This window comes from Mycobacterium barrassiae, assembly GCF_025822765.1.
Taxonomy (GTDB): Bacteria; Actinomycetota; Actinomycetes; order Mycobacteriales; family Mycobacteriaceae; genus Mycobacterium; species Mycobacterium barrassiae.
Genome location: NZ_JACKUK010000011.1, coordinates 1 through 23,439 on the forward strand (window position 1 = coordinate 1; position 23,439 = coordinate 23,439).

20 protein-coding genes and 1 pseudogene are annotated in these 23,439 nt (G+C 60.2%); 10 read left to right on the forward strand and 11 right to left on the reverse strand.

Annotated elements, in window-relative coordinates:
• Nucleotides 1-686 precede the first annotated feature (686 nt).
• The 7 genes from H7J93_RS02490 to H7J93_RS02520 all read left to right on the forward strand — a co-directional run bounded on the left by H7J93_RS02490 (nucleotide 687) and on the right by H7J93_RS02520 (nucleotide 8,713).
• The gene (locus H7J93_RS02490; protein WP_276021236.1) at nucleotides 687-1,490 is read left to right on the forward strand and encodes a TylF/MycF family methyltransferase; all 804 of its coding nucleotides are present in this window, start codon (nucleotides 687-689) and stop codon (nucleotides 1,488-1,490) included.
• A gap of 58 nt (nucleotides 1,491-1,548) precedes the next feature.
• Nucleotides 1,549-2,814, forward strand: coding sequence for a glycosyltransferase (locus tag H7J93_RS02495; RefSeq protein WP_267304717.1), 1,266 nt, complete (start codon nucleotides 1,549-1,551; stop codon nucleotides 2,812-2,814).
• Between the two features lie 263 nt (nucleotides 2,815-3,077).
• A complete protein-coding gene (locus H7J93_RS02500; protein WP_267304841.1) occupies nucleotides 3,078-4,349 on the forward strand; it encodes a glycosyltransferase in 1,272 nt (423 codons plus the stop codon).
• A 54-nt stretch (nucleotides 4,350-4,403) separates the two neighbouring features.
• Complete coding sequence (locus H7J93_RS02505; RefSeq protein ID WP_267304842.1) at nucleotides 4,404-5,192, forward strand: TylF/MycF/NovP-related O-methyltransferase; 789 nt, start codon at nucleotides 4,404-4,406, stop codon at nucleotides 5,190-5,192.
• A 193-nt stretch (nucleotides 5,193-5,385) separates the two neighbouring features.
• A complete protein-coding gene (locus H7J93_RS02510) occupies nucleotides 5,386-6,156 on the forward strand; it encodes a TylF/MycF/NovP-related O-methyltransferase (protein ID WP_267304718.1) in 771 nt (256 codons plus the stop codon).
• 173 nt (nucleotides 6,157-6,329) lie between these two features.
• On the forward strand, nucleotides 6,330-7,583 hold the full coding sequence (locus H7J93_RS02515) for a glycosyltransferase (protein WP_267304719.1): 1,254 nt from the start codon (nucleotides 6,330-6,332) through the stop codon (nucleotides 7,581-7,583).
• A gap of 59 nt (nucleotides 7,584-7,642) precedes the next feature.
• Nucleotides 7,643-8,713 (forward strand): glycosyltransferase, encoded by a 1,071-nt coding sequence (locus H7J93_RS02520; RefSeq protein WP_267304720.1) that lies wholly within the window; start codon nucleotides 7,643-7,645, stop codon nucleotides 8,711-8,713.
• On the opposite strand, the gene H7J93_RS02525 is transcribed toward H7J93_RS02520, so the two are convergent.
• A complete protein-coding gene (locus H7J93_RS02525; protein ID WP_276021240.1) occupies nucleotides 8,714-9,412 on the reverse strand; it encodes a hypothetical protein in 699 nt (232 codons plus the stop codon). It lies immediately after the preceding gene.
• 280 nt (nucleotides 9,413-9,692) lie between these two features.
• On the opposite strand from H7J93_RS02525, the gene H7J93_RS02530 reads away from it, so the two are divergent.
• Nucleotides 9,693-10,502, forward strand: a complete 810-nt coding sequence (locus H7J93_RS02530; RefSeq protein WP_267304722.1) for a glycosyltransferase family 2 protein — start codon at nucleotides 9,693-9,695, stop codon at nucleotides 10,500-10,502.
• A 27-nt stretch (nucleotides 10,503-10,529) separates the two neighbouring features.
• Here the strand turns inward: H7J93_RS02530 and H7J93_RS02535 are convergent, their stop codons facing one another.
• Nucleotides 10,530-11,492 carry a class I SAM-dependent methyltransferase gene (locus H7J93_RS02535; protein WP_267304723.1) on the reverse strand — a complete coding sequence of 321 codons (963 nt, stop codon included), beginning with the start codon at nucleotides 11,490-11,492 and terminating at the stop codon, nucleotides 10,530-10,532.
• 4 nt (nucleotides 11,493-11,496) lie between these two features.
• Nucleotides 11,497-12,228, reverse strand: a complete 732-nt coding sequence (locus H7J93_RS02540) for an FkbM family methyltransferase (RefSeq protein ID WP_267304724.1) — start codon at nucleotides 12,226-12,228, stop codon at nucleotides 11,497-11,499.
• A gap of 355 nt (nucleotides 12,229-12,583) precedes the next feature.
• Between H7J93_RS02540 and H7J93_RS02545 the strand changes: the two genes are divergently transcribed.
• On the forward strand, nucleotides 12,584-13,564 hold the full coding sequence (locus tag H7J93_RS02545) for a methyltransferase type 11 (RefSeq protein ID WP_267304725.1): 981 nt from the start codon (nucleotides 12,584-12,586) through the stop codon (nucleotides 13,562-13,564).
• 14 nt (nucleotides 13,565-13,578) lie between these two features.
• On the opposite strand, the gene H7J93_RS02550 is transcribed toward H7J93_RS02545, so the two are convergent.
• The 3 genes from H7J93_RS02550 to gmd form a co-directional block, all read right to left on the reverse strand.
• Nucleotides 13,579-15,804 carry an acyltransferase family protein gene (locus H7J93_RS02550; RefSeq protein ID WP_267304726.1) on the reverse strand — a complete coding sequence of 742 codons (2,226 nt, stop codon included), beginning with the start codon at nucleotides 15,802-15,804 and terminating at the stop codon, nucleotides 13,579-13,581.
• Between the two features lie 148 nt (nucleotides 15,805-15,952).
• The gene (locus H7J93_RS02555) at nucleotides 15,953-16,915 is read right to left on the reverse strand and encodes a GDP-L-fucose synthase family protein (RefSeq protein WP_267304727.1); all 963 of its coding nucleotides are present in this window, start codon (nucleotides 16,913-16,915) and stop codon (nucleotides 15,953-15,955) included.
• Between the two features lie 7 nt (nucleotides 16,916-16,922).
• Nucleotides 16,923-17,945 (reverse strand): GDP-mannose 4,6-dehydratase, encoded by a 1,023-nt coding sequence (gmd, locus tag H7J93_RS02560; RefSeq protein ID WP_267304728.1) that lies wholly within the window; start codon nucleotides 17,943-17,945, stop codon nucleotides 16,923-16,925.
• 773 nt (nucleotides 17,946-18,718) lie between these two features.
• Between gmd and H7J93_RS02565 the strand changes: the two genes are divergently transcribed.
• Nucleotides 18,719-19,492, forward strand: a complete 774-nt coding sequence (locus tag H7J93_RS02565; RefSeq protein WP_267304729.1) for an O-methyltransferase — start codon at nucleotides 18,719-18,721, stop codon at nucleotides 19,490-19,492.
• Between the two features lie 60 nt (nucleotides 19,493-19,552).
• Here the strand turns inward: H7J93_RS02565 and H7J93_RS02570 are convergent.
• The 5 genes and pseudogenes from H7J93_RS02570 to rfbF all read right to left on the reverse strand — a co-directional run.
• Nucleotides 19,553-19,684 (reverse strand): annotated as a pseudogene (locus H7J93_RS02570) (IS3-like element IS1141 family transposase); the annotation flags it as partial.
• 127 nt (nucleotides 19,685-19,811) lie between these two features.
• A complete protein-coding gene (locus H7J93_RS02575) occupies nucleotides 19,812-21,035 on the reverse strand; it encodes a class I SAM-dependent methyltransferase (protein ID WP_267304730.1) in 1,224 nt (407 codons plus the stop codon).
• Nucleotides 21,032-21,583 carry a dTDP-4-dehydrorhamnose 3,5-epimerase family protein gene (locus H7J93_RS02580; protein WP_267304731.1) on the reverse strand — a complete coding sequence of 184 codons (552 nt, stop codon included), beginning with the start codon at nucleotides 21,581-21,583 and terminating at the stop codon, nucleotides 21,032-21,034. The genes H7J93_RS02575 and H7J93_RS02580 overlap by 4 nt, the downstream gene beginning before the upstream one ends.
• Nucleotides 21,580-22,674, reverse strand: a complete 1,095-nt coding sequence (gene rfbG / locus H7J93_RS02585; RefSeq protein ID WP_267304732.1) for a CDP-glucose 4,6-dehydratase — start codon at nucleotides 22,672-22,674, stop codon at nucleotides 21,580-21,582. The genes H7J93_RS02580 and rfbG overlap by 4 nt, the downstream gene beginning before the upstream one ends.
• Nucleotides 22,656-23,429, reverse strand: a complete 774-nt coding sequence (gene rfbF / locus H7J93_RS02590; RefSeq protein WP_267304733.1) for a glucose-1-phosphate cytidylyltransferase — start codon at nucleotides 23,427-23,429, stop codon at nucleotides 22,656-22,658. The genes rfbG and rfbF overlap by 19 nt, the downstream gene beginning before the upstream one ends.
• Nucleotides 23,430-23,439: the final 10 nt, after the last annotated feature.

Here is a 23,439-nt window from a genome sequence, read left to right on the forward strand (position 1 = left end):
CGTCTGGTCGAAGGCGCACGCACCAACGGCTGGAAACAAGCGCTGGGCGCATTGGCCCTGACCTACCCCGAACGAATCAACCCCTACCTATAACGGCCACCTACACAGTAATCTTGACAAGCTCTTTGTCGTTTCGACCGCAGCGACCTTGCCTCTTGCCGCCCTCAGCTGGTTCTTAGTGGAAAAGCGCGCGATGTCCCTGAAATCGCGTCTTGCTCGCAAGGACCCTCCTTACTCCGAGACATTTCAACCTGAGAATTCCCGCGAGCCTGAAGTGCCGACATAAGCCGCAGAACCTGGATCGGTGACCCAGGCCCCGCGTGGCGGAAGCGCGGTCCGCAGCCAGGCGGCGGCACTGAACCGTTCAAACCCGAATCTCACGTGGACGAAAGTGGCGATCGATCGCCGCCGTGTGACACCCCTACTAGCTAAGCGGCCCATTCCGGCAAACGGCGGCAAATATCCACAAAACGAAGCGTGCCGTAACCGGACGTGAACGGTTTGGTCCAGAACGCCAGTAAGACGTCCCTGCTGAGAGCCTGCGGCCATAAATTCATCCGCGGCGGACGATCTGTTTCGGCTATCCCAGCAACAGCCCGTCCCGTCGAGCGGGTACACTCCGAGTTCATAAGCGCTCGCCGTCGGCGGGCAGCAACAAGCCAGAGACCCAGAGACAGGGGCGTTTCTTGACCGTGACCGATCGCCATGCTACCGCCGCCTACCTGGACCTGCTTCGGCGGGACCTCACCAGATACGGGGCCGACGAGCTGGTCCCCGTGGGGTGGTACACCATTGGTCGTCCGCTTTTCAAGACGAAGAACATGATGCTCGTTCGCAGGAAGCCGTTCAACAAGCATGCTCGCGACTTGGGGCTCGACTGGCCGGCGGACGCGCTGACGATGATCGGTATGCAGCGGCTCACCAGTCTGCAGCACTGCGTGGAGGCGGTCCTCGAGGAGGGCATCCCCGGCGACCTCGTCGAGTGCGGAGTGTGGCGCGGAGGAGCGTCTATTTTGATGCGCGCGATCCTGGCCGCCTACGGCGACGAGACGCGAACCGTCTGGCTAGCCGATTCGTTCGAAGGCGTGCCCCCGCCCGATGCAGCGAACTACAAGGCCGATAAGGGGGACAGGCTGCACCGGTACGCGGCGCTGGCGGTGCCCGAAGAGGAAGTACGGGCGAATTTCCAGCGCTACGATTTGCTGGACGACCAGGTTCGATTCATTCCCGGTTGGTTCAAAGACACCTTGCACAAGGCGCCGATCGAACGGATCGCGGTCTTGCGGCTTGACGGCGACCTCTATGAATCGACGATTCAGGCGCTCGATGCTCTCTATCCGCGGCTGTCTCCGGGCGGCTTCTGCATCATCGATGACTACCACGCGATCAAGGCATGCGAGAAGGCCGTCACGGATTACCGCGAGCAGCATGGGATAACCGCGGAGATCGTCGAAGTAGATGGGACTGGCGTCCTTTGGCGCAAGTCGTGAAATTTCCTGGCCTAGGGTTCCTACCGAGCGATTCATAACCGATGATGTTGGCTGCGCGATGAAAATTGTGCTGGCTTGCTACGGGACGCGGGGCGACGTCGAGCCCGCCCTGGTGATTGGACGCGAACTGCAGCGCAGGGGTCACAACGTGACTATGGCCGTTGCGCCCGATTTGGTGCCTTTCACTGAGGGCGCAGGTTTGCCCACCGTCGCTTATGGACTCGACACGCGGACATGGCTGGACACGTACCGCAATTTCTGGACGTCAGCGTTTCACTCCTTCTGGAGGGTCCGGAAATTACGGGTACTTTGGCGCGAAATGTGGGACATCAGCGACAAAAGCTGGGCACAGATGAATGCGACGCTATCGGCGCTGGCCCGTGGCGCCGATGTGGTGTTGGCCGGACAGGCTTACCAAGAGACCGCGGTAAGCGTGGTCGAATACCTTGACCTTCCCTTGGTGACACTCCATCACGTTCCGATGCGACCCAACAGTCAACTCGTCGCGTTTCTCCCACGACCGTTTCGCCGACCCGCAATGAAGGCTTTCGATTGGTTCGCTTGGCGATTGAACAGAAAAGTGGAGAACTCTCAGCGCCGTGAACTGGGGTTGCCGAAAGCAACGACCCCCTCGCCGCGACGAATCGCGGAACGAGGAGCGGTGGAGATCCAGGCGTACGACGAGGCGTGCTTTCCGGGGTTGGCGGAGGAATGGGCGAAGTGGGATGGACTTCGACCCTTTGTCGGCACGCTGACGATGGAGCAGAGCACCGAGGTCGACGACGAGGTCGCGTCGTGGATCGCCTCGGGATCACCGCCGATCTGCTTCGGCTTCGGCAGTATGCCGGTCGAATCCCCAGCTGAAACAGTTGAGATGATCAGTTCGGCTTGCGCTGAACTGGGCGAGCGTGCGTTGGTGTGCGCCGGGTGGAGCGACTTCAGCGATGTGTCCTTACCCGACCACGTCAAGGTTGTCGGTGGAGTGAATTACGCGGCTGTCTTTCCGGCCTGCCGCGCGGTCGTCCATCACGGCGGCTCAGGCACGACAGCGGCAAGCCTGCGGGCCGGAGTGCCTACGCTGATCCTCTCGATGGACGCCAATCAAGCCCTCTGGGGAACACAAGTCAAGCGAATGAAAGTTGGTACCGCACGGCGATTTTCAAAAACGACTCGCGACACGCTGGTTGCCGATCTGCGCCGCATACTTGCTCCGGATTATGTGGCCAGAGCTCGAGAACTCTCCACTCGCATGACCAAGCCCGCTGAGAACGTCGTCATCGCGGCTGATCTTGTCGAGAAGTTCGCCAGCGCCGGAACCCGTTGAATGGAGGAGGCTGCCATTTTTCCCGGGAGACACCGAATAGCTGTGCTCGAATTGACCGCGATCATTGTCCGGCCCTGCACCCGTGTACTTGCTGGTCAGGAAACGAAAAATCGATGGTTGCCTGCGCCCGGCAGCTGTAATTCTGCTACGTTCGCGGTGGGAGAATTCGGCAGCTGTCGGCTCGCCTTCCCATAGACGAGCGGTCGGTAGTTGTCGGACATAAACTGCCGCACAAGGTACGTGTCGTGCGCATGGGGGTCCGGATGAAGTTTGTGCTGGCGGCTTACGGGACGCGTGGCGATGTCGAACCATCGCTCGCCGCCGGCCGTGAACTGCTGGCCCGCGGGCATGACGTGCGCATGGCGGTTCCCCCCAATTTGATTGCTCTCGCGGAGTCGGTCGGACTCACGGCAGTCGCTTACGGACCGCCTCCCCATGATTTCTGGGATGACGAAATCCTCCTGAAGTTTTCGGAGCTCTACCGCAAATTCTGGACAATCCGAGAGCCGATCAAGGTGGTGCAGGAGGCCTGGGAACCCGTGCGTCGGCATTGGGCGGATATGAGCAAGACCCTGACGGCGCTGGCGGACGGTGTCGACCTGCTCTTCACGGGTCAGCTCTATCAGGATCTCGCGGTCAATGTCGGTGAGTTCTACGACATTCCTTTGGCGGTGCTGCACTACTTTCCGATGCGGCCGAACGGCCACCTCATCCCCTTGGTGCCCGCGCCGCTGGCCCGCACCGGATTCAAAATGTACGACTGGATGTGTTGGCGCATGAACAAGCAGGCCGAGGACGCCCAGCGCCGTGAGCTGGGATTACCTAAGGCTACCGGCGCCTCTCCGCGGCGGATCGCCGAGCTGGGGTCACTGGAGATACAAGCCTACGATGAGGCGTGCTTCCCCGGACTGGCTGCCGAATGGGCGAAGTGGAATGGCCGACGACCGTTCGTGGGCGCGTTGACAATGGGGCTGTCCACGGATCGCGATGACGAGGTCGCGGCTTGGGTCGCTGCGGGATCACCGCCGATTTGTTTTGGGTTCGGCAGCATGCCGGTGGAATCTCCCGTTGACACTGTCGAAATGATCAGCTCGGTCTGTGCGGAGTTGGGTGAGCGAGCGTTGGTCTGCTCCGGGTGGACCGACTTCAGCGGGGTGCCGGAGCACGACCACGTCAAGGTCGTAGGTGCCACGAATTACGAGAGGATCTTCCCCGCCTGCCGCGCAATCGTTCACCACGGCGGCTCGGGGACCACGGCCGCAAGCTTGCGTGCCGGGGTGCCCACACTGATCTTGTGGACCGCGGGCGATCAACCGTTCTGGGGAAATCAGATGCGGCGGTTGAAAGTGGGCGCTGCTCGGCGATTTTCGAGCACAACGCGGGAATCGTTACTAGCCGATCTCCGTCGCATTCTCAAGCCGCAGTATGCGGCGAATGCCCGTGATCTCGCTGCGCGGATGACGAAGCCCTCCGAAAGCGTTGGTCGCACAGCCGATCTGCTGGAGAAATTCGCCAGCACGAAGTGTCTCACCTAGCCGCGGGCGCTACCGAGCCGATATCAGCGGTCGCCCGATGTTATGGTTGCCGCCGTGGCATCCGGATTGTCAGCTAAGACCCGCATATGGTTGTTGGCGGTGCGCTTCGAGTATTGGCTTGCACGCACCCTGCTACCCAAGGTGTATGCGAACGATGCCTTGATCTGCTTCAACAGCTATGCGTTCGTGGACGACCCGGCGTTCCAGCGCGCCTACAAGCGTGGTGCTCGCGCTCTCGGCGGTGAGGACTGGTATCAGTGGCAATGGCGCGTTCACGTCGGTCTCTGGGCGGCAGCTAGTGCCAGCAAGCTCAAGGGTGATTTCGTCGAGTGTGGCGTCAGCTATGGATTTCTGAGCAGTGCCATCATGGAGTACCTCGACTGGGATCGACTGGGCAAGACGTTCTATTTGCTCGATACGTTTTCGGGGCTCGACCCCCGGTTCGTCACCGCCGCTGAACGCGCGGCAGGGGCGCTGGAGACGAGTAAGCACCATGTCGAAACCGGGATGTACGTGAGCTCGGTGGACAGTGTCAGGGCCAACTTCGCGGAATGGCAGAACCAGCGCATCATCGTGGGTGCCGTTCCGGAGACTCTCGACCAGGTCGATGCCACTGCTGTGGCATATCTACATATCGACATGAACTGTGCTCCACCGGAAGTCGCTGCGCTGCGCTATTTTTGGCCGCGGTTGACTCCGGGTGCATTCGTGCTGCTGGACGATTACGCGAATCGGGGACGCGACGAGCAGCGCTTGGCCATCGATGAAGTGGCGAGTGAATTGGGCGTCGCGGTATGCATGTTGCCCACCGGCCAGGGACTGATCATCAAACCAGCGGTCTGATCCTGCGCCAAACCTAGCGATCAACGAGTTCTATTTCGACGGTTACGGCGGCTCGCGGCTCAGCTTCTCCCACGACTGATCGCTGCGGTGCAGGTTGCTGGAAATCGGCGACATATGCCGCAGGAGTGATGCACGCCAAAGTATTGTGTCCGCCGTGAGAGTATCGAAGCAGTGGCCGCTGAAGTTCCGACTCATGTGGCTCGCGCTGCGTACCGGATATGCGATTCCACGGACTTTTCTTCCCGATGTGTATTCCGATGACGCATTGATTTGTTTCAACAGCGATGCCTTTCGGGACGATCCCGCGTTCCGGCGGGCCTATCAGCGCGGCGTGCAATCACTGGGTGGCGACGATTTCTATCACTGGGAGTGGCGGTTCCACGTCGGACTCTGGGCGGCAGAGAGTGCCAGCAAAATCGAGGGTGACTTCGTGGAGTGCGGAGTCAGCCACGGTTTCTTGAGCAGTGCGGTGATGCAGCATCTAGATTGGGACCGGCTGGGTAAGACCTTCTATCTGCTGGACACCTTCGGCGGGATGGATCCACGCTTCGTCACGGATGTCGAGCGGGAGACGGGGTCACTGGAGAAGAGCCGGGCCGCCATCGACTTTGGCATCTACGCGAATTCGGTTGAAAGTGTCCGGAAGAACTTCGCCGAGTGGCAGAACGTGCGCATCATCGCCGGTACGGTTCCCGAGACTTTGGATCAGGTCGATACGAACGCCGTCGCGTATCTGCACATCGACATGAACTGTGCGCCACCAGAAGTCGCGGCGCTGCGCTATTTTTGGCCGCGGCTCACACCGGGTGCTTTTGTCCTGCTGGACGACTACGCGCAGCGGGGACGTGATGAGCAACGCCTGGCGATGGATGGTGTGGCCCGTGACCTCGATGTACCGATCTGCACGTTGCCCACCGGCCAGGGCTTGCTGATCAAGCCGGCGAGTTCAGGCCGCGAGGGGTAGATCGACGGCACATGCCGGCCGTAGGCGGGGTGGTCGACGCACATGAACTGACGTCGCTGTAGACGCAAAGGGGGACCGTCGCAAGCCGTGGGTTCAGCCAGCATTGCGCGAACGGGCGATAATCAGTCTGGGCGTCGACTAGGCCCATGACACTGAAAGGCACGGATTCCGTAATGAAATTTGCCTTGGCAAGCTACGGAACTCGCGGAGACATCGAGCCCTCCATCGCGGTCGGTCGCGAACTGCTGGGCCGAGGGCACGAGGTGCGTATCGCCGTCCCACCTAATTTGGTCAGCCTCGTCGAGACAGCCGGGCTCGGCGCCGTCGCTTACGGACCGAATCAACAGGAGGGGTTCTGGGACGCCGACTTCCTTCGCAAGTTTTGGCGAGTCAGGGAGGTGACCAGGCTGTGGCGCGAGGCTCAAGCGCAACTCGCCGAGTCTTGGGCGGAGATGAACGCCACGCTGGTGTCGCTGGCGGACGGGGCCGACCTGCTATTCAGCGGTCCGGGCTTCCCCGCGATACCCGCCAACGTCGCTGAGTTCTACGACATTCCGTTCGCCACTATGCAGTATTTCCCGATGCGGCCAAATGGCCAGCTCGCTCCGAGCGTGCCGTCGTCACTGGTCCGACTGGCGATGACAACGCTGGACTGGCCGCAATGGTGGGTGACCAAGAGAGCCGAGGATGCCCAGCGCCGGAACCTGGGTCTTCCGAAGGCAAGAGGTCCTGCGCCGCAACGGATCACCAAACGCGGATCGCTGGAAATCCAGGCATACGACGAGGCTTGCTTTCCCGGCCTGGCAGCTGAGTGGGCTCGATGGGATGGCCAACGGCCGTTCGTGGGGACGCTCACGATAGAGATGAGCACCGAGGCCGACGCAGAGGCTGCCTCGTGGATCGCCGCGGGCACGCCGCCGATCTTCTTCGGATTCGGCAGCACGGCAGTCAAGTCTCCCGCGGAGACTGTCGAGATGATCGGCGCAGCGTGCGCAGAGCTGGGTGAGCGGGCGTTGGTGTGCTCGGGCTGGAGCGATTTCAGCGACGTAAGCACTCCGGACCACGTCAAGGTGGTGGGCGCGGTGAACTATGCGACGGTGTTTCCCGCGTGCCGCGCGGTGGCGCACCACAGTGGTGCCGGCACCACCGCCGCGGGTTTGCGGGCCGGGGTCCCGACGCTGAGCCTGCCTAGCACGGGTGATCAGAAGATCTGGGCAGCTCAGGTCGAGCGACTCAAGATAGGGAAGGCCCGTGACTTCGCGGCCACCACACGCGAATCCCTGGTCGCAGATCTACGTGAAATTCTCGCCCCGGAATACGTCGCAATGGCTCGCGAGTTCGCCGGCCGGATGACCGACGCAGCGAAGAGCGCGGCCACTACCGCCGACCTCCTGGAAAAATTCGCTACTACGCGGCATTTCACTTGAGGCTGCCGGTGAAACACCGGTGCCGAAATGATCGCAGCCGGCAAGAAAGAAGACTCGAAGTGACCGAAGAAGCGGTAGCGCCACCCAGGGTGAGCATCGTAGCGACCACCCACAACCAGGAGGCGTACGTCCGCCAGGCCTTCGACAGCTTCCTCGACCAGCGGACGGACTTTCCCGTGGAGATTGTCGTCGCTGATGACGCCTCTACCGACTCCACCATCTCGATCATCAAGGAGTACACGGACCGATATCCGGCGTTGTTTCGGCCGATCTTCCGGCCCCAGAACCTCGGCCTCAACCGCAACATGACTGGCGCCCTGTCAGCAAGCCGCGGCGCGTACGTCGCGCTGTGCGAGGCAGACGATTACTGGGTCGATCCGCTGAAACTGAGCAAGCAGGTGGCCTATCTCGACCGCCATCCGAAGACGACGGTGTGCTTTCATCCCGTGCGGGTGGTCTGGGAAGACGGTTACGCCAAGGATTCCAAGTTTCCACCGCCACATGTGCGCGGCAATCTGACTGTCGACGCGCTGCTGCTGATGAACTTCATACAGACCAACTCGGTCATGTATCGCCGCGTCGAGCGCTACGACGACATACCCACCGACGTCATGCCCCTGGACTGGTACCTGCACGTTCGGCACGCCGCACGCGGTGATATCGGCATGTTGCCCGACACGATGGCCGTCTACCGCCGCCACTCGCAGGGCATGTGGCACAACCAGGTGTTAGACCCCCCCAAATTCTGGCTGACGCTGGGACCTGGGCATGCGGCGACCTTCGACGCGATGCTCGACCTCTTCCCGGGCGACGCCGCACGTGAGGAGCTCATTGCCGCCATGGCCGACTGGATCCTGCGTCAGATTGCCAACGTGCCCGGTCCGGACGGGCAGGCGGCTCTCCAGGACACCATCGCGCAGCACCCGCGGATGGAGACGCTGGCGCAGCGCTATCGTCAGGCTGGCCGCGCGCAGCGGCTAAAAGCGATATCTCGCAGACTCGCCCTGGTAGCGCCGCGGCCGAGGGGACTCGCCGACTTCTGGCCCTCACGCTTGCGTAGAGACACCGAGGTCACCGGCACTGCCACCAGATCGCTTCGCGACCGGTATGCAAGGCATCCACGACCTTAGTTATTGACGTGCGAAAATAAAGGCGTGGTTCTCGAAATTCGGTAGCCGTCCGAACCGTCCACAGTTTTTCTTGTACATGAGTGTGAACCCGAGTTCCGCAATTTTGGACTCAAGGTCATCATCCGTGATACCCCATTGCCAGATGTGGTGCACGTCGCGCCACGGCCTACCGTGATCGGGATGAATTTCGTCGAGTCTGGCAAAAAGGTTCTTGTAGTTCTCCTGGCGCGGGTTGTGCGGAACATTGCGAAAGTATTCGTTCTCGCCCAAGTCGAGCAGTCTGATATTGCTTCCCGGTCCAGTCCATTGCTGATTGTAGATAATAAATGCGCGCACCCGCTTGGCATACATATCCAGGATGGCGTCCCAGTCGGGCGCCACTTGGTGCAACAACACGTCGAAAAGGAGAACAGCATCAACATCACCGACTTGATCGGCAATTGATTGATCGCCAAAGTTGCCTTTGATCAGGCGAAGTTGGGGATACGACTTCGCTCTGTCGATGACTTTTTGCGTCGGGTGCGTATCAACCAGCGCGGCATCCTTGATATTGTGTTTGTCGAGTGCGTGGAAGGTATATCCGCCCTCTACCCGCCAAACACCGCCAAGGTCTGCGAATGACTCAACATCGAGACTCGTAAAAGCCTGATCGATAATATCGACTTTGTCTTGCAGAATTTTTCGGAAGAGACCAAACATAGCGACCTCCAACACCCCCTGAATCCTTCAGCCGAATGGTGTGCACGACTTGTCTCGTTGCCGGACTGGCTCTTGGGCAATCCGAACCTACGCGAAGACCCTACAGGCCCAGAAGCGCATCTGCGGTGTTTGCCGAGGCTGGGTGCCAACGGTGTTTGAAGTGAGCGACCAAGGGTTAGGGTCAGCGTGAGGCGGTAGGGTCGTCACGCTGTACGAGCATGGGCGACTTCGACTGTGCGGCGGTAGGGGATCTTGCGAATGTGAGGAGGGTTGGATCATCGTGCCCAACGACGCGGCGAGCGCCGGCGCCGAACGACCACGCAGTTCGGCCCCGACGATCTCGGTGATAACAATCTCCTTCAAGGATCTCGATGGGCTCAAGCGCACGGTGGACAGTGTGCGGGCGCAGCGTTACGCGGGCCACATTGAGCACATCGTGATCGACGGCGGATCCGGCAATGACGTCGTCGAATATCTCTCCACATGCCAACCGAACCTCGCCTACTGGCAGTCTGAGCCCGACGGCGGGCGCTACGACGCGATGAACCAGGGCATTGCGCACGCATCGGGGGATTTGTTGTGGTTCATGCACTCCAGCGATTGCTTCCCCGATCCCGACGCTATGGCCGATGCCGTGGAGGCCATCTCAGGTCACGGGCCGGCCGACGAGGTCTGGGGATACGGCATGGACAATCTGGTGGGGCTCGAACGGGTGCGCAGCCCCATGCCCTTCAGCCTCCGCAAGTTTCTCGCCGGTTGGCAAGTGATTCCGCATCAGGCGTCGTTCTTCGGGGCGTCCTTGGTTCGCCAATTAGGCGGGTATGACCTCGATTTCGGAATAGCCGCCGATCAGGAGTTCATCCTGCGGGCCGCTTTGCAACGCCCGCCAATCACCGTCCGGCGTGTGTTGTGCGACTTCGACACCAACGGGGTCGGGACAAATCGAGCCCCAAGCGAGGTCTTCAACGACCTGCGCCGAATGTGGGACATGCACGGTCACTATCCCTTTGGCGGGCGGGGGGCCTCGCGTGCCTATCTACGTGGTTGCGAATACTATTTCGCCTTCTTGGCCTTCGTTTTCAGGCGTTGACCGGTCGTTCTCCCCGCCCAGTCGCGCCTAGACCCTCCTGAGCCAGAACGAGCCGGGCTCGCGGGACTCGAACTGCTGCCGAAGGACGGGGCACGCCGCGGTCAGCTCGTCTGGGTAGTGGTGCTTCAGAAAGTTCAGTGCGCCAACGATTTTGAACTGTGAGTTGTAGCTCAGGAAGGCTTCGAGCAGATACTGCTCGTTCCAAAAGCAGACCGACTGAATCCACTCTTCCAGGTAATCCTTTGGACTGAAGATGTCATGGATGTGGATCAGCACTCCGGACCGGAGGATAGGCAGAATCTCGAAGTACTCGAAGAGCACGTCGCCTTGTGGGCGGATCATGTGCGACGAGTCGATGAAGAGGATGTCGTTTTCCTCCAACTGGAGGAACAGTGACGTGTCGATCAGCTCAACCGGTTTGCGGACGACTGTCACGCCGAGCTCCTCGAGCCACTCGACTTCATAGGGCTCGATGCAGAGGTGCTCGCACTGGTAGGCGGGATCTTCGCCGCGATTAGCCTTTATTGCGCTTGCGGCAAGCAACGTTGACCGACCGCTGCCGATCTCGAAGATGCGTTCCGGCTTGAACAGCCGGATCATGTTGTACAGGTACTCGGCATCACCCGATTCGAAAAAGCCGTTTCGGTAGAAGAATTCGTGGTCAACCTGGCGTTCGATCGGAAAGGCAGTCAATTCGTCGTTGAAATGAAATCTTTTCAAAAGGTCTAGCTGCTCGGCGACGTTCCAATCAATCCCCAATAGCTCGCGGTCCTCCGCGAGTGGTTTGCGCAGGTGGGCGGGATTGAACAACGGCTCGTAGTAATGGTCAAGGACCGGATAAATTCCAACTTTCCGGAAAACTTTGAGCGTCAACGGCATTCGGCCAAATCCGGTCTGGCGAACGAGCCGCAAGGCCAACGATGCGGTCGCCACGACGGGTATCAGCGCGATATCAATAAGTGTGAGGCTAAGCTTCAGAAATTTTTGCATCAGGTCAGTCTTTCTCGCGAAAGAAGATGCCGTCCGCCTGCAACATTCGACCATCGCGAGGATCGCTGAAGCCCGGCACTAACCCCATCAAAATGAAGCCCAGCGAGTAAGCGAGGTCGAGTGCCTCGCGTATGAGCATTGCCCCCTCGTAGAGTGGCACAAAGGATAGTTCGAGCTGCAGCCCGATGACGTGGTCAGCGATGGTCTTTTCGCCGCCTGCGATCACGTTCTTCTCGAAACCCTGAACATCGATTTTGAGAAAGGCCACGTCGGTCGGGCGCAGAAACTCCGATGCCACCGAATCGAGCCGCTGGATCGGCACCTCTTCGGTATCTACATAATTCGCGGGAGGGAAAGCCTCGCTATGGGCTTTCAGCATCGGTAGGATCGAGCTGCTTGCGCCGGCGTTGCCCGCCACATTTATTGATACTGAGCCATCGCTATCGCCCAACGCGCACTGACGGCAATCCCATGCGGGATCTTTCGATGCGTTACGTTTCAAAAGGGCAAAGGGCCCCGATAGCGGTTCAAATGAGACAATGCGGCCGCTGTACGCCGCCATCCGAAGGTCGGTGGCATATTGTCCAGAATTGGCGCCGACATCGAAAACAAGATTTAAATTGCGTGATTCGAGTTGCTTGACAAACTGACGTTTCCAGCCCTTTTCCGAATACGGGCGTGAGATTTCGATCGTGGCATTGCGCGAGATCAAACCGCCGCGTCGGAACAAATCCACTGCGCTACATTAACATGTTGGCCGCAGGCCAGCACGGGGTTGGCAGACAGACGGCTCATCGATGCTCAAGCATGGAGCATAGCCCTACCCGAGGCTGGCTGCCCTGGTGGAGGAACGACAGAAGGGGTTGGGTGGCCCTTGCGCGCGGCTGCAACAGCGCCAGGCGCATCGGGCAACTACGCAGGGTGCAATGCCGGCTGTGCTTCACCTATCCGGTCCACCAACCTTGACGATTGCTTGCCGGGTTCTATAGCGTGAGCGCTCATTTCGTGAACCAACCCTCATGGACGGCTTATGCGCATTTCGCTGATTCACCCCGATGCGTTAGAGATGGGACTGTGACAGGGATGGGACTGTGACGACGACACCGCCGATCATCTTCATCATCTTCAACCGTCCGGACACCACCAGGCAGGTGTTTGAGACGATAAGGGCTGCGAGGCCGACCAAGCTCCTGGTGATCGCCGATGGCCCACGTGCCGACCGCGAAGGGGAGGCGGACAAGTGTGCTGCGACGCGTTCGATAATTGACGACGTCGATTGGGACTGTGACGTTCAGACGAACTTTTCAGAAACCAATCTGGGCTGCCGTCTCCGTATTTCCTCCGGTATATCGTGGGCCTTCGAACTCGTTGATAAGGCGATTATCCTCGAGGACGACTGTGTACCTTCCGAGTCATTTTTCCATTACTGCACCGAGCTTCTCGATCGTTATGAGAACGACGAGAGGGTGATGATGGTATCTGGAAATAATCATCTATTCGGGCAGGCTGAGACTGCGGACAGCTATTACTTTTCACGGTATCCCCATTACTGGGGCTGGGCTACGTGGCGGCGGGCTTGGAATAAATATGACCTCGATATGAAGCAGTGGCCGGAGATCAGGGACAGGCGGCTATTCGACCAGTATTTTCCCCGACTGATCGACCGCCTTTACTGGGAGTTGGTTTTCCAGCGCACCTATGAAGGGCAATACAACTCGTGGGCCTATCAGTGGGTGTACTCCATATGGGCTAACTCGGGCCTCTGCGCAGCTCCTGCCCGGAACTTGGTTCAAAACATCGGCTTTCAACACGAGGATGCCACGCATACGACGTCTGGCAGTGTCTACTCGACGCTGAGTGCCGAGGAGTTGGAACTGCCCCTCGTCCATCCAGCGACGGTTTTGGCGAGCTCGGACCACGACGAGCTGGAGGCGCGGCTCCGGGCTGCTCGAACCCGGGGTCTGCTGTATGCCGTGAATAAGTACGCCACCTTCCTGCGGGCCATTGTGAAGCGAAAAACGGGTCGTGGTCCGTGGCCCAACGCGGGGTTACTCATTCGTGGCGGTGGATGAGGATCCTGTTCGCGTCATCCGGTGAACAATGCGCGGTCGGCCAATGCGCCCATTGCCGGGGCCAGCAGCTGCGCGTAATAGGGCGTCAGATGATATTGGTTGTGATACACCAGTGCGTTGCCCACAATGGCCGGGCAGCGATCGGCGGTGCAGAACAGTTCCGTGAGATCGGCGTATCGACCGCCGCCGGCTTCGGCCGCAGCGCGCTCACTCGCCATTCCAGTTTCGTTGACCGCGGTACCCCTTGGCGATGAACAGGCCGTTGCATCGTCGAGGTGAACGGACAGGCACTCCGGGACGTTCGAGTGCAGGTTCGGGATCGGTCCGAGCACCAATACCTCTGCTCCCGTGTCCCGCAGCTGCCGCACCAGGCCTGTCAGGCTGTCGAGCCACGCCCTGGCGTATGGAGGGAAACCTGTGGGGAAGTCGGCGCGCAACATGCTGAGTACGACCAACTGCGGACGCTCACTCTGCAGCCTCGCGATGACTCGACCGCGCCATTGTTCGCACTCCGTGTACGTGCGTTGGACGAGGGCGTTGTACAAGGGCAGGTCCAGCATTGGGCAAGAGGCTTTGCTCAGCGTCTCCAACCGCCACCGACGCTGCTCGGCGACCTCCTGAAACGAAGTGCTCCACATCCCGGCGGTCGAGTCGCCGATCAGGGCCACCGTGGTGGCCGAGGATATGTCGCCCGTCGCGCACTCAGGCTGATCGACATCCAGAATATTGAGCATGCACCCGGTCGCGTCGGTCGTTCCCGGCTTCACAGCATCGACAAGCGACGGTTCGAGGTTCGACGGTACGTCTTTGACACCGGCAGACTCTGCTACGGCGGCCTGAACCTGCGCGAACGTGTGCTGGACGGCCGCGTCGTACGGCTCGGCATCGGGACCCGCGGGAGGAGGCCCTGCAGCGATGCTCAGTGTCGGCGCTGCCGGTCCGCGTCCGACCGGGTTGGGCACGAATACCAGCAGTACCAATCCCACGCCGACCGCTATTGCCGTGGCTGCAGCGCCGAGCGCAAGACTGCGCCCCGGCGACTTACGTAGTGACGTGGAATACCGAAACGGGTTCTCGATGAAGCGCAGCGTCAGCACGGCCAGTAGGTAGGAGACGAGCAGGGCCGCCAGACCTTCGAACAGCCCCAGTCCCGGCAGTCCTAGTAACGGCGCGGCGAACAGCAGCACTGGCCAATGCCAGAGGTACCACGAGTACGAAACGCGACCGACGGACGTCATCGGCCGTAGCCCCAAAACGCGGCCGCAGCCCTGAGATGGTCCAGCACATCCCGCACCGATCACCAGCGCCGTGCCCAAGACTGGTAGTAGTGCGGCTGTACCCGGATAGGGTGTGGCCGCGCCAACCGTGGCGCAGGCCAGCAGGATCAGAGCAATCCCAACCCACCCCGCGATCACGGCGGGGATCCGCGCGAGTCGACTCCACTGAGTGGCCGTGAGCGCGACAAGGCCGCCGACAGCCAACTCCCAGGCGCGGGTGGGTAGCGAAAAGAACGCCACCGAAGGTGCCACATTGATCGATACGAGCGAGAGGACAAAGGAGCCGACGGTGATCAGTCCCAGGACCACCAGGTATGGAGTCGTAGACGTCGTCGCAGGTTTCTCGGAGCGCCGGCGTGCACGCAGGATGAGCCAGGCCGTGCCGATGATCACTGCCGGCCAGATGAGGTAGAACTGCTCCTCGACCCCCAGCGACCAGTAGTGCTGAAACGGTGACGGCGGTCGGTTGGCCATCTGATAGTCGACGCCTTGTAGGGCGAATCGATAGTTGCCGACATAAAGCGCGCTGGCGATGGCGTCACCGATAACGGTTCTGGCTTGCAGCGGGTTCAATAGCGCGACTGACGCGATCACGGTGACGATCCCGACGGTGGCTGACGCCGGCAGCAAGCGGCGCGCCCGAGCGCCGTAGAACGCGCGCAGGCGGATGGTCCCGGTGGAACTCGCCTCACGGAAGAGCAGCCCTGTAATCAGGAAGCCTGAGATGACAAAGAACACGTCGACACCGACGAAGCCCCCGGCGAACCCGGGGAACTTTGTATGAAAGAGGACAACGGTGATTACCGCGACGGCGCGCAAGCCTTCGACATCTGGGCGAAATTCCCAGTGCCGGTGCGGTTCCCCGGTGGCGTCGTCTGCAGTCGTCTGCGGTTCCACGATGTGGGCTTGGGCGCCAGAGATCGGCGAGGGAGTTTCATCCCGAGTGCCATCTTTGAAGCTCATTCTGACCCTTCTGACAGTCTGCGTAATTGTCGACTAAGGGCTCGACTGGCGCCCGGATATCGGTGACATCACCGCACGGATGACTGGTAGACCGACCGGCGGCACGCGTCGAATTGGTCAGGCGACGAGGCTGTCGCGATGCGCACGCCTACTGCCTCGCCGTATCCGCATGCGCGCGATACCACGCCACGGTTGTGTCGATACCTTCACGCAGCGAGATCTCCGCCTGCCACCCGGCCTCACGCAGGACGGAGATGTCAAGTAGTTTGCGTGGAGTCCCGTCAGGTTTGGTTGCATCCCAACGTGTTTCGCCGGTGTAGCCCACTGCTGTGGCGACCAAATCGGCGATCTCGCCGATGGTGTGGTCGATCCCGGTGCCCACGTTGACATGTTGTGCACCGTCAAAGTGTTCCAAAAGGTACAGGCACGCGCTCGCCAGATCATCGACATGTAGTAGCTCGCGCCGGGGCGTTCCGGTGCCCCAATTCGTCACCTCGCGAGCGCCGGTGGAGCGGGCCTCTTCGTACCTGCGGATGAGGGCAGGAAGGAGATGCGAGCCTGAAGGGGAGAAGTTGTCGCCCGGTCCGTAGAGGTTGGTTGGCATCGCCGAGATCCATGCCAGGCCGTACTGCCGCCTGACTGCCTGTACTTGAAGGATGCCGGCGATCTTGGCGATTGCATATGCATCGTTTGTCGGCTCCAGGGGGCCGGTCAGTAGTGCGCTCTCCTTAATCGGCTGTGGTGCGAATTTCGGATAAATGCATGATGAGCCGAGGAACAGCAGCCGTGGGACGCGTGCGGCCGCGGCAGCGTCCAGCAGGTTGACCTGGATCTGGAGGTTTTCAGAAAGGAATTCGGCGGGATAGGTGCTATTGGCCATGATGCCGCCGACCTTGGCTGCAGCGTCGATGATGACTCGAGGCCTTGACGCCAAGACGAAGTCGAATACGGCGGCCCTATCCGTCAGATCGAGCTCACTGTGCGACCGCACGAGCAGGTTGGTGAAGCCCTCTGCTTCAAACTTGCGAAGCAGGGCAGCGCCGACCAGCCCGCGGTGCCCAGCGATATAGACCGGCAATGCACGATCAAGGGGGCCGATTGGACTGTCCATCGGCTAGTCAGTTCCAACCGGGAACGAGCGGTTTATCGACCCATGGCCTGCCGTCGCACTCCAACGCGGCGATGTCGGCTTCCACCATGATCCGGGCCAATTCGGCCGAATGCACCGCAGCTTTCCAACCGAGCACATCGGCAGCCTTGGTCGCATCGCCGATGAGCGAATCCACTTCGGATGGACGCAGATAGCGGTCGTCAAATTTCACATGCTTCTCCCAGTCGAGACCCGCATGGTCGAACGCGGTCTGGGCGAACTCGCGCACGGTGTACCCGCGACCGGTCGCCAGAACGAAGTCCTCGGGCTCGTCGGCCTGCAGCATGCGCCACATACCTTCGACATACTCAGGTGCATAACCCCAGTCGCGAACAGCGTCAAGATTGCCCATATAGACGTCTGACTGGATGCCGGCCTTGATGCGCGCCACAGCTCGGGTGATCTTTCGGGTCACGAATGTCTCACCGCGCCTTGGAGATTCATGATTGAACAGAATGCCGTTGACCGCAAACAATCCGTACGCTTCTCGATAATTGCGTGTCACCCAGTACGCGTAGACCTTCGCCGCGCCGTACGGCGACCGCGGATAAAACGGTGTCTGCTCGTTCTGGGGCGGCGGCGAGGCACCGAACATCTCCGATGAGGATGCCTGGTAAAAGCGGCAGTCCACTCGAGACAGACGAACTGCCTCGAGTAGCCGAATGGATCCCATGCCGGTCGTGTCGCCGGTGTATTCCGGTTCGTCGAAGCTGACGCGCACATGTGACTGTGCCGCAAGGTTGTACACCTCGTCCGGGTCGATCGTGTTCAGCAAGGTCACCAGACGAGTGCCGTCGGTGAGGTCGCCGTAGTGCAAGAACAACCGTGCGTCGGGTTGGTGAGGATCCACGTAGAGGTGATCGATGCGCGACGTATTGAACGTTGAGGCGCGGCGGATGAGTCCGTGGACCTCATATCCCTTATTGAGCAGCAGTTCGGCGAGGTAGGAGCCGTCCTGTCCGGTGATCCCGGTTATCAGCGCTCGTTTCACCGGATTCTCGCTCCTACAGACGAGCCCTCGTCACCACACGTCCGGCATTCCATGATCGCGGCACTCTCACTCTTCGTTGGGTAGCTACAACGGCCGGGCGTCGCCATCGCTCCATAGTAAATGTCGTGGGCAAGCTCGAAATGAGCACGGCATACTCATCAGCCAAGGGAACGTACCCCCGGCGATATCGCACCGGGCGAACTCGAAGGCGTCGATTGCTCGACGGTGGAGACCAGCGATGGTTGTGCCGCTCCGGGCTCGCCGGGGCGGTTCGCAGTCATTCGTCATAGCCTTGCGTCCACCTATCGTCCAGCTCTATCCCTGCGATCGACTCGCCGCCCGGTGGTGGGGCCCATTCGGGAATTCTTCGCGGATGAGGCAACGAAGAGTGTTTGCACACGGCCTTTGATGAGACTCTGCGAGTTGTTGACCAGGCTCGATCGGGATGAGAATATCTACGTCTCATGGCGGCGAACCTCCGCGTTGTGGAGTTGACCCGCGATATGTGGACATCCTTTCAGCGGGACCGGCACTCCCATCAGTCAGGTGTCCATCGTCAGGGGGCAACCCCGCCAGTCCACGGGCGCGGTTAGGAAAAAATGAGTTTAGTTCGGAATGAATCAGAAATCGTATGGTCTTGGCGGGGGATCTACATTCGGTTCGGGTTTCGGCACTGGCTGAACGCTATCAAGCACCCAGTCACAACCTTCAGGAACGCGCTTGCATTGCTCGCTGCCTTCTGGCGGCACAATCCCAACCGGGATGAAAATAAGATGTTGACTGCGCTCGGGCCGGATCTTGCTTCAATGACCACATGGTCGGCTGTGGACACCGAGCTTCACGGTGAGTTGGCTGAGGTATTCAACCAGACTCCGAGGGTCCATAAGTTCGCGCACTACTTGCCCATCTACGAGTCTGTACTCGACCGAACGCGGCCGATCCGGATGCTAGAGATTGGTAGCTTCTACGGAGGCTCGGTACAGATGTGGCGGGAATACCTTCAACCCGACTCGCTCATCGTCCTTGTTGATATTAACTCCAAGCTCTTACGAATCGCGGATGCACGAGGCATTCACGTCCGCTTCGGTGGCGAGCCGAACGTTTCTTTTCTGGCAGAAGTGGCTGCAGAATTTGGTCCGTTCGACGTCATTCTCGATGATGGACTCAGCAGGCGCGCTGGTCATGCGAAATCTGATGGTGGTCATACAAGCTCCCATATGGTGAACTCCTTCCGGTCCCTGTTTGCAAATGCCTTGACCGACAGCGGCGTCTACATCGTCGAAGACGTCTATTGTGACTATTGGACGGCCTACCGCGACAATCGCGTTTCGTTCATCGATTTCGTCAGGGCGTTAATCGACGCTATGCATGGCCATTACCAGCGCGCCACTAGCGAAACCAACTTCCAAGTCGGTCACCCTGACCGGCTCCGGGAAGCTTCAGTGCCTGCAATTACGCCGATCTTGGGCAGTGTTGAGATCTACGATTCTATTGTCGTCGTGCGTCGTGCCACCCGGGAGCTGACGCGAAGCATCTGCCGCGAATGAGCAGCCGCGGAATCTGTCAACCCGAATGAGGCACCGCTGCGCGGTGTTTACTTGCGGGTCCTGATGTGGTTGGTTGGGGCGGTTGATCCACGAGTTTCGGGGATCTCCGGCGGGTTCGCGCGGTTTGTGGACGAACGTTTCCGGGTGGGCGGCATCGAGCACGCCAGCACGCTTGTCGCGGATTGCCTCGGCGAGACGTCTTGAAGGAACTCTTGAAACATTCGATGTAGGCGTAACGATGCTCCCCTCAGCCGTTGCGGCTGTATAGGTGACATAGCTCCCGGGCGGTTATCGACGGCTTGGGGTTATAGATGCGACTTCACAGCACGCGCATTTCGGGGACCGCCGTCACAAACCGTGTGCCGCGATGGACAAGATCATCTAACTGGGTCCGCACCTCGCGCGCGATGTTCCACGGCAGGATGACCACATAGTCGGGCGGATTCTCCCGCAACGCCTCAGGTGCATAGATGGGAATATGGCTTCCGGGCATGAACTTTCCTTGCTTGGACGTTGCCGCGTCGCACACGTAGGGCAGCAAGTCCGGCCTGACACCTGCGTAGTTGAGCAATGTGTTGCCTTTCGCGGCGGCCCCGTACGCCGCCACGGACCGGCCGGCACGCTTCTGCTCGATCAGGAAAGCCAGCAGATCAACCTTCACCCGGTCGACGCGCTTCTGGAACTCGGTGTAGGTCGCAAGCCGGGCCACTCCGAACCGGTCCTCGCGCGTTAAGAGCGCATCGACGCGGTCTGTACTGGCCATCGCCGCCTCGGCATGACAGCCATACACGCGGAGGCTACCGCCGTGGGTCGGCAATTCTTCGACGTCCCATACCCGCAAGCCGGCCCTCGAAAAGATGTGCGCCACCGTGGTGAGTGACAGGTAAGAAAAATGCTCATGGTAGATCGTGTCGAACTGGGTCTGCTCAATCAGTCGCATGAGGTGCGGAAATTCCAGTGTCACAACGCCTTCAGGCTTCAGAGCGGCGGCCAGTCCACGAGTGAAGTCGTTGATATCGGGTACGTGGGCATACACGTTGTTGCCCAGGATCAGATCTGCCCGCCGTCCTTCATCAGCCAGTTGGCGTCCCAGAGACTCGCCGAAGAATTCCCGCATTACCGGGATCCCCAGCACCTCGGCGGCCGCGGCCGTGCTCGCCGTGGGCTCGATACCCAAGCACGGAATTCCTTCTGCCACAAAATTTTTCAGCAGATAGCCATCGTTGGAGGCCACTTCGATGACCATGCTCTCGGAGCCGAGATCCAGCCGCTCGATGATCATGCGCACATAGTCGGCGGCGTGATCAAGCCAACTGCTGGAGGTGCTGGAGAAGTAAGCATAATCAGCGCTGAACAGATCCTCCGCGCAGGCATAATCCTCGGTCTGCACCAACCAACACTGGTCACACACCTTCACGCGAAGTGGGTAATGCACCTCAGGTTTCGATAGGTCATCGGCCTTCACGTAGGCGTTGGATGGCGGCGCAAAGCCCAGGTCCACAAAGCTGTTCTCTAGTGTTCTGCCGCAGTGTCGGCAGTTCATAACGCCACTCCGGTGAAATCGGCATTTAGTAGAGGATGGGAAAGATCCCGAGGCGAGAGGTCCTGTGGCGGCAATGGCCACTCAATCGCAAGTCGCGGGTCGTCGTGACGGAGCCCGCCTTCCGAAGGCGGGTGATAGAACGCCGTGTGCAGATACAGCAATTCGCTGTCAGGCTCCAATACTTGGAATCCGTGGGCGAAACCCTCTGGGATGGCTAGCATTTGAGCATCGTCCTCTGCTAGTTCCTCGGCGTGCCACTGCAAGAACGTTGGGGATCCCGCCCGCAAGTCGACCGCCACATCCCAAACCCGACCGCGAAGGCATCGAATCATTTTCATTTCCGCGTGCGGCGGGTGTTGGAAATGCATACCCCGCACCGCACCGATGCGGCTGGTTCTGGAGTGGTTGATCTGCACAATCTGGCGATCGCGAATCACGGGCCGAAGTTCTTCGGAGCAAAAGAGGCGGAGGAAGGCACCGCGGGCATCGCGATGGGGCGCGGACTGGACGATCTTCAGATCCGCCAACGGCGAGTCGAGGATTTTCATGCCGTCGCCCAACCCACCCCGGTGTCTGCCGCGTCGGCGACATAGGCGGCCAGTTCCTCAGAACTCGACACCTCGCCGTTCTCCAAGTATCGGCGATACCAGTTGGCAGTGCGTTGAATCGAGTTGCCGAGGTTCCAAACAGGACGCCATCCGAGATGCATTCTCGCCCTTGCGCTGTCGAGCTGCAGCAAGTGCGCCTCGTGCGGCTGCGGACTGGATGCCCGTTGCCATCGAAGCTGTGGCCACGTTTGGGCAAGATCGTCTAGCACCTGCTCAACCGTGCGGTTCCCTGTTCCGTCGGGACCGAAATTCCATGCGTCTGCACAAGTGGTATCGGCCGCAAGAAGTCGCTGGCCCAGTAGCAGATACCCGCTGAGGCAATCCAGCACATGTTGCCAAGGTCGAGTGGAGCGGGGTGAGCGAACGACTAGTGGTTGTCCGGCGACGATTGAACGGACCAGATCGGGGATGAGCCGGTCCTGAGACCAGTCGCCACCGCCGATCACGTTGCCACCGCGGGCTGTTGCAAGCAGCGGGGCCGACGCCTGTTGCAAAAACGAACTGCGGTAGCTCGCGGCCACCAACTCAGCGCCGGCCTTAGACGCACTATAGGGGTCGTGGCCACCCAGCCGATCACGTTCTCGGTAGGGCCACGGCCATTCGCGATTCTCGTAGCACTTGTCCGTCGTGACGACAACCACGGCGCGCACGTCTGGTGTGCGACGGGCGCCCTCCAGCAGATGCACTGTGCCCATGACATTGGTGGCCCAAGTGGTGACAGGCTCGCGATAGGAACGACGGACCAGCGGCTGGGCAGCTAGGTGGAAAACTATCTCGGGCCTTTCCGCAGCGAAGACCCCACTAACGGCCACTTCGTCGCGGATGTCGACCCGATGATCGGCGATGGGTAGCTTCAACAGATCCCAATGGCTGGGGTCGGACGGCGGGTCCAAGGCGAGGCCAATCACCTCAGCGCCCAGGGTGTGCAGCCATAGACACAGCCAACTGCCCTTGAAACCGGTATGACCGGTGACTAGCACCCGACGGCCGCGGTAAGCAGCCCCGAAAGCGTTCAACGCCAGCACTTCCACGGCGCTTTGCCGCTACTCCACAGTTCCTCGAGCAGGTTCTTCTCTCGAAGCATGTCCATGGGTTGCCAGAAGCCGGAATGCTCAAAAGCCATCATCTGACCGTCGGCAGCGAGACGCGCCAAGGGCTGCCCTTCCCAGGCGGTCTCATCGCCGTCGATGTAATCGAGCACGGCGGGTGACAAGACAAAAAACCCGCCATTGATAAGGCCGCCGTCACCCCGCGGCTTCTCGACAAAGGCCGCGACGCGGTCGCCCGCGGTTTCGATGGCCCCATAACGCCCAGGCGGAAGAACCGCGGTAATAGTGGCGTACCGCCCGTGCTGACGATGGAACTCGATTGTGGCGCTGATGTCGACGTCGCTGAGTCCGTCGCCGTAGGTGAAACAGAAGGCCTCATCGTCCTGGATGTACGGCGCTACTCGCTTGAGGCGCCCGCCAGTCAAGGTGTCCTCACCGGTGTCCACCAGCGTCACTCGCCAAGGTTCTGCGTGCTTCTCGTGCACTTCCATGCTGTTCTTGGCCATGTCAATGGTGACGTCAGACATGTGCAGGAAATAGTTCGCGAAGTATTCCTTGATGACGTAACCCTTATACCCACAGCAAATAACAAAATCATTCACGCCGTGGTGGGAGTACAGCTTCATGATGTGCCACAGAATCGGCTTTCCGCCAATCTCAACCATTGGCTTGGGGCGAAGCGTGGTTTCCTCGCTGAGTCGAGTACCGAGGCCTCCGGCCAGTAGTACGGCTTTCATTGGACCCGCT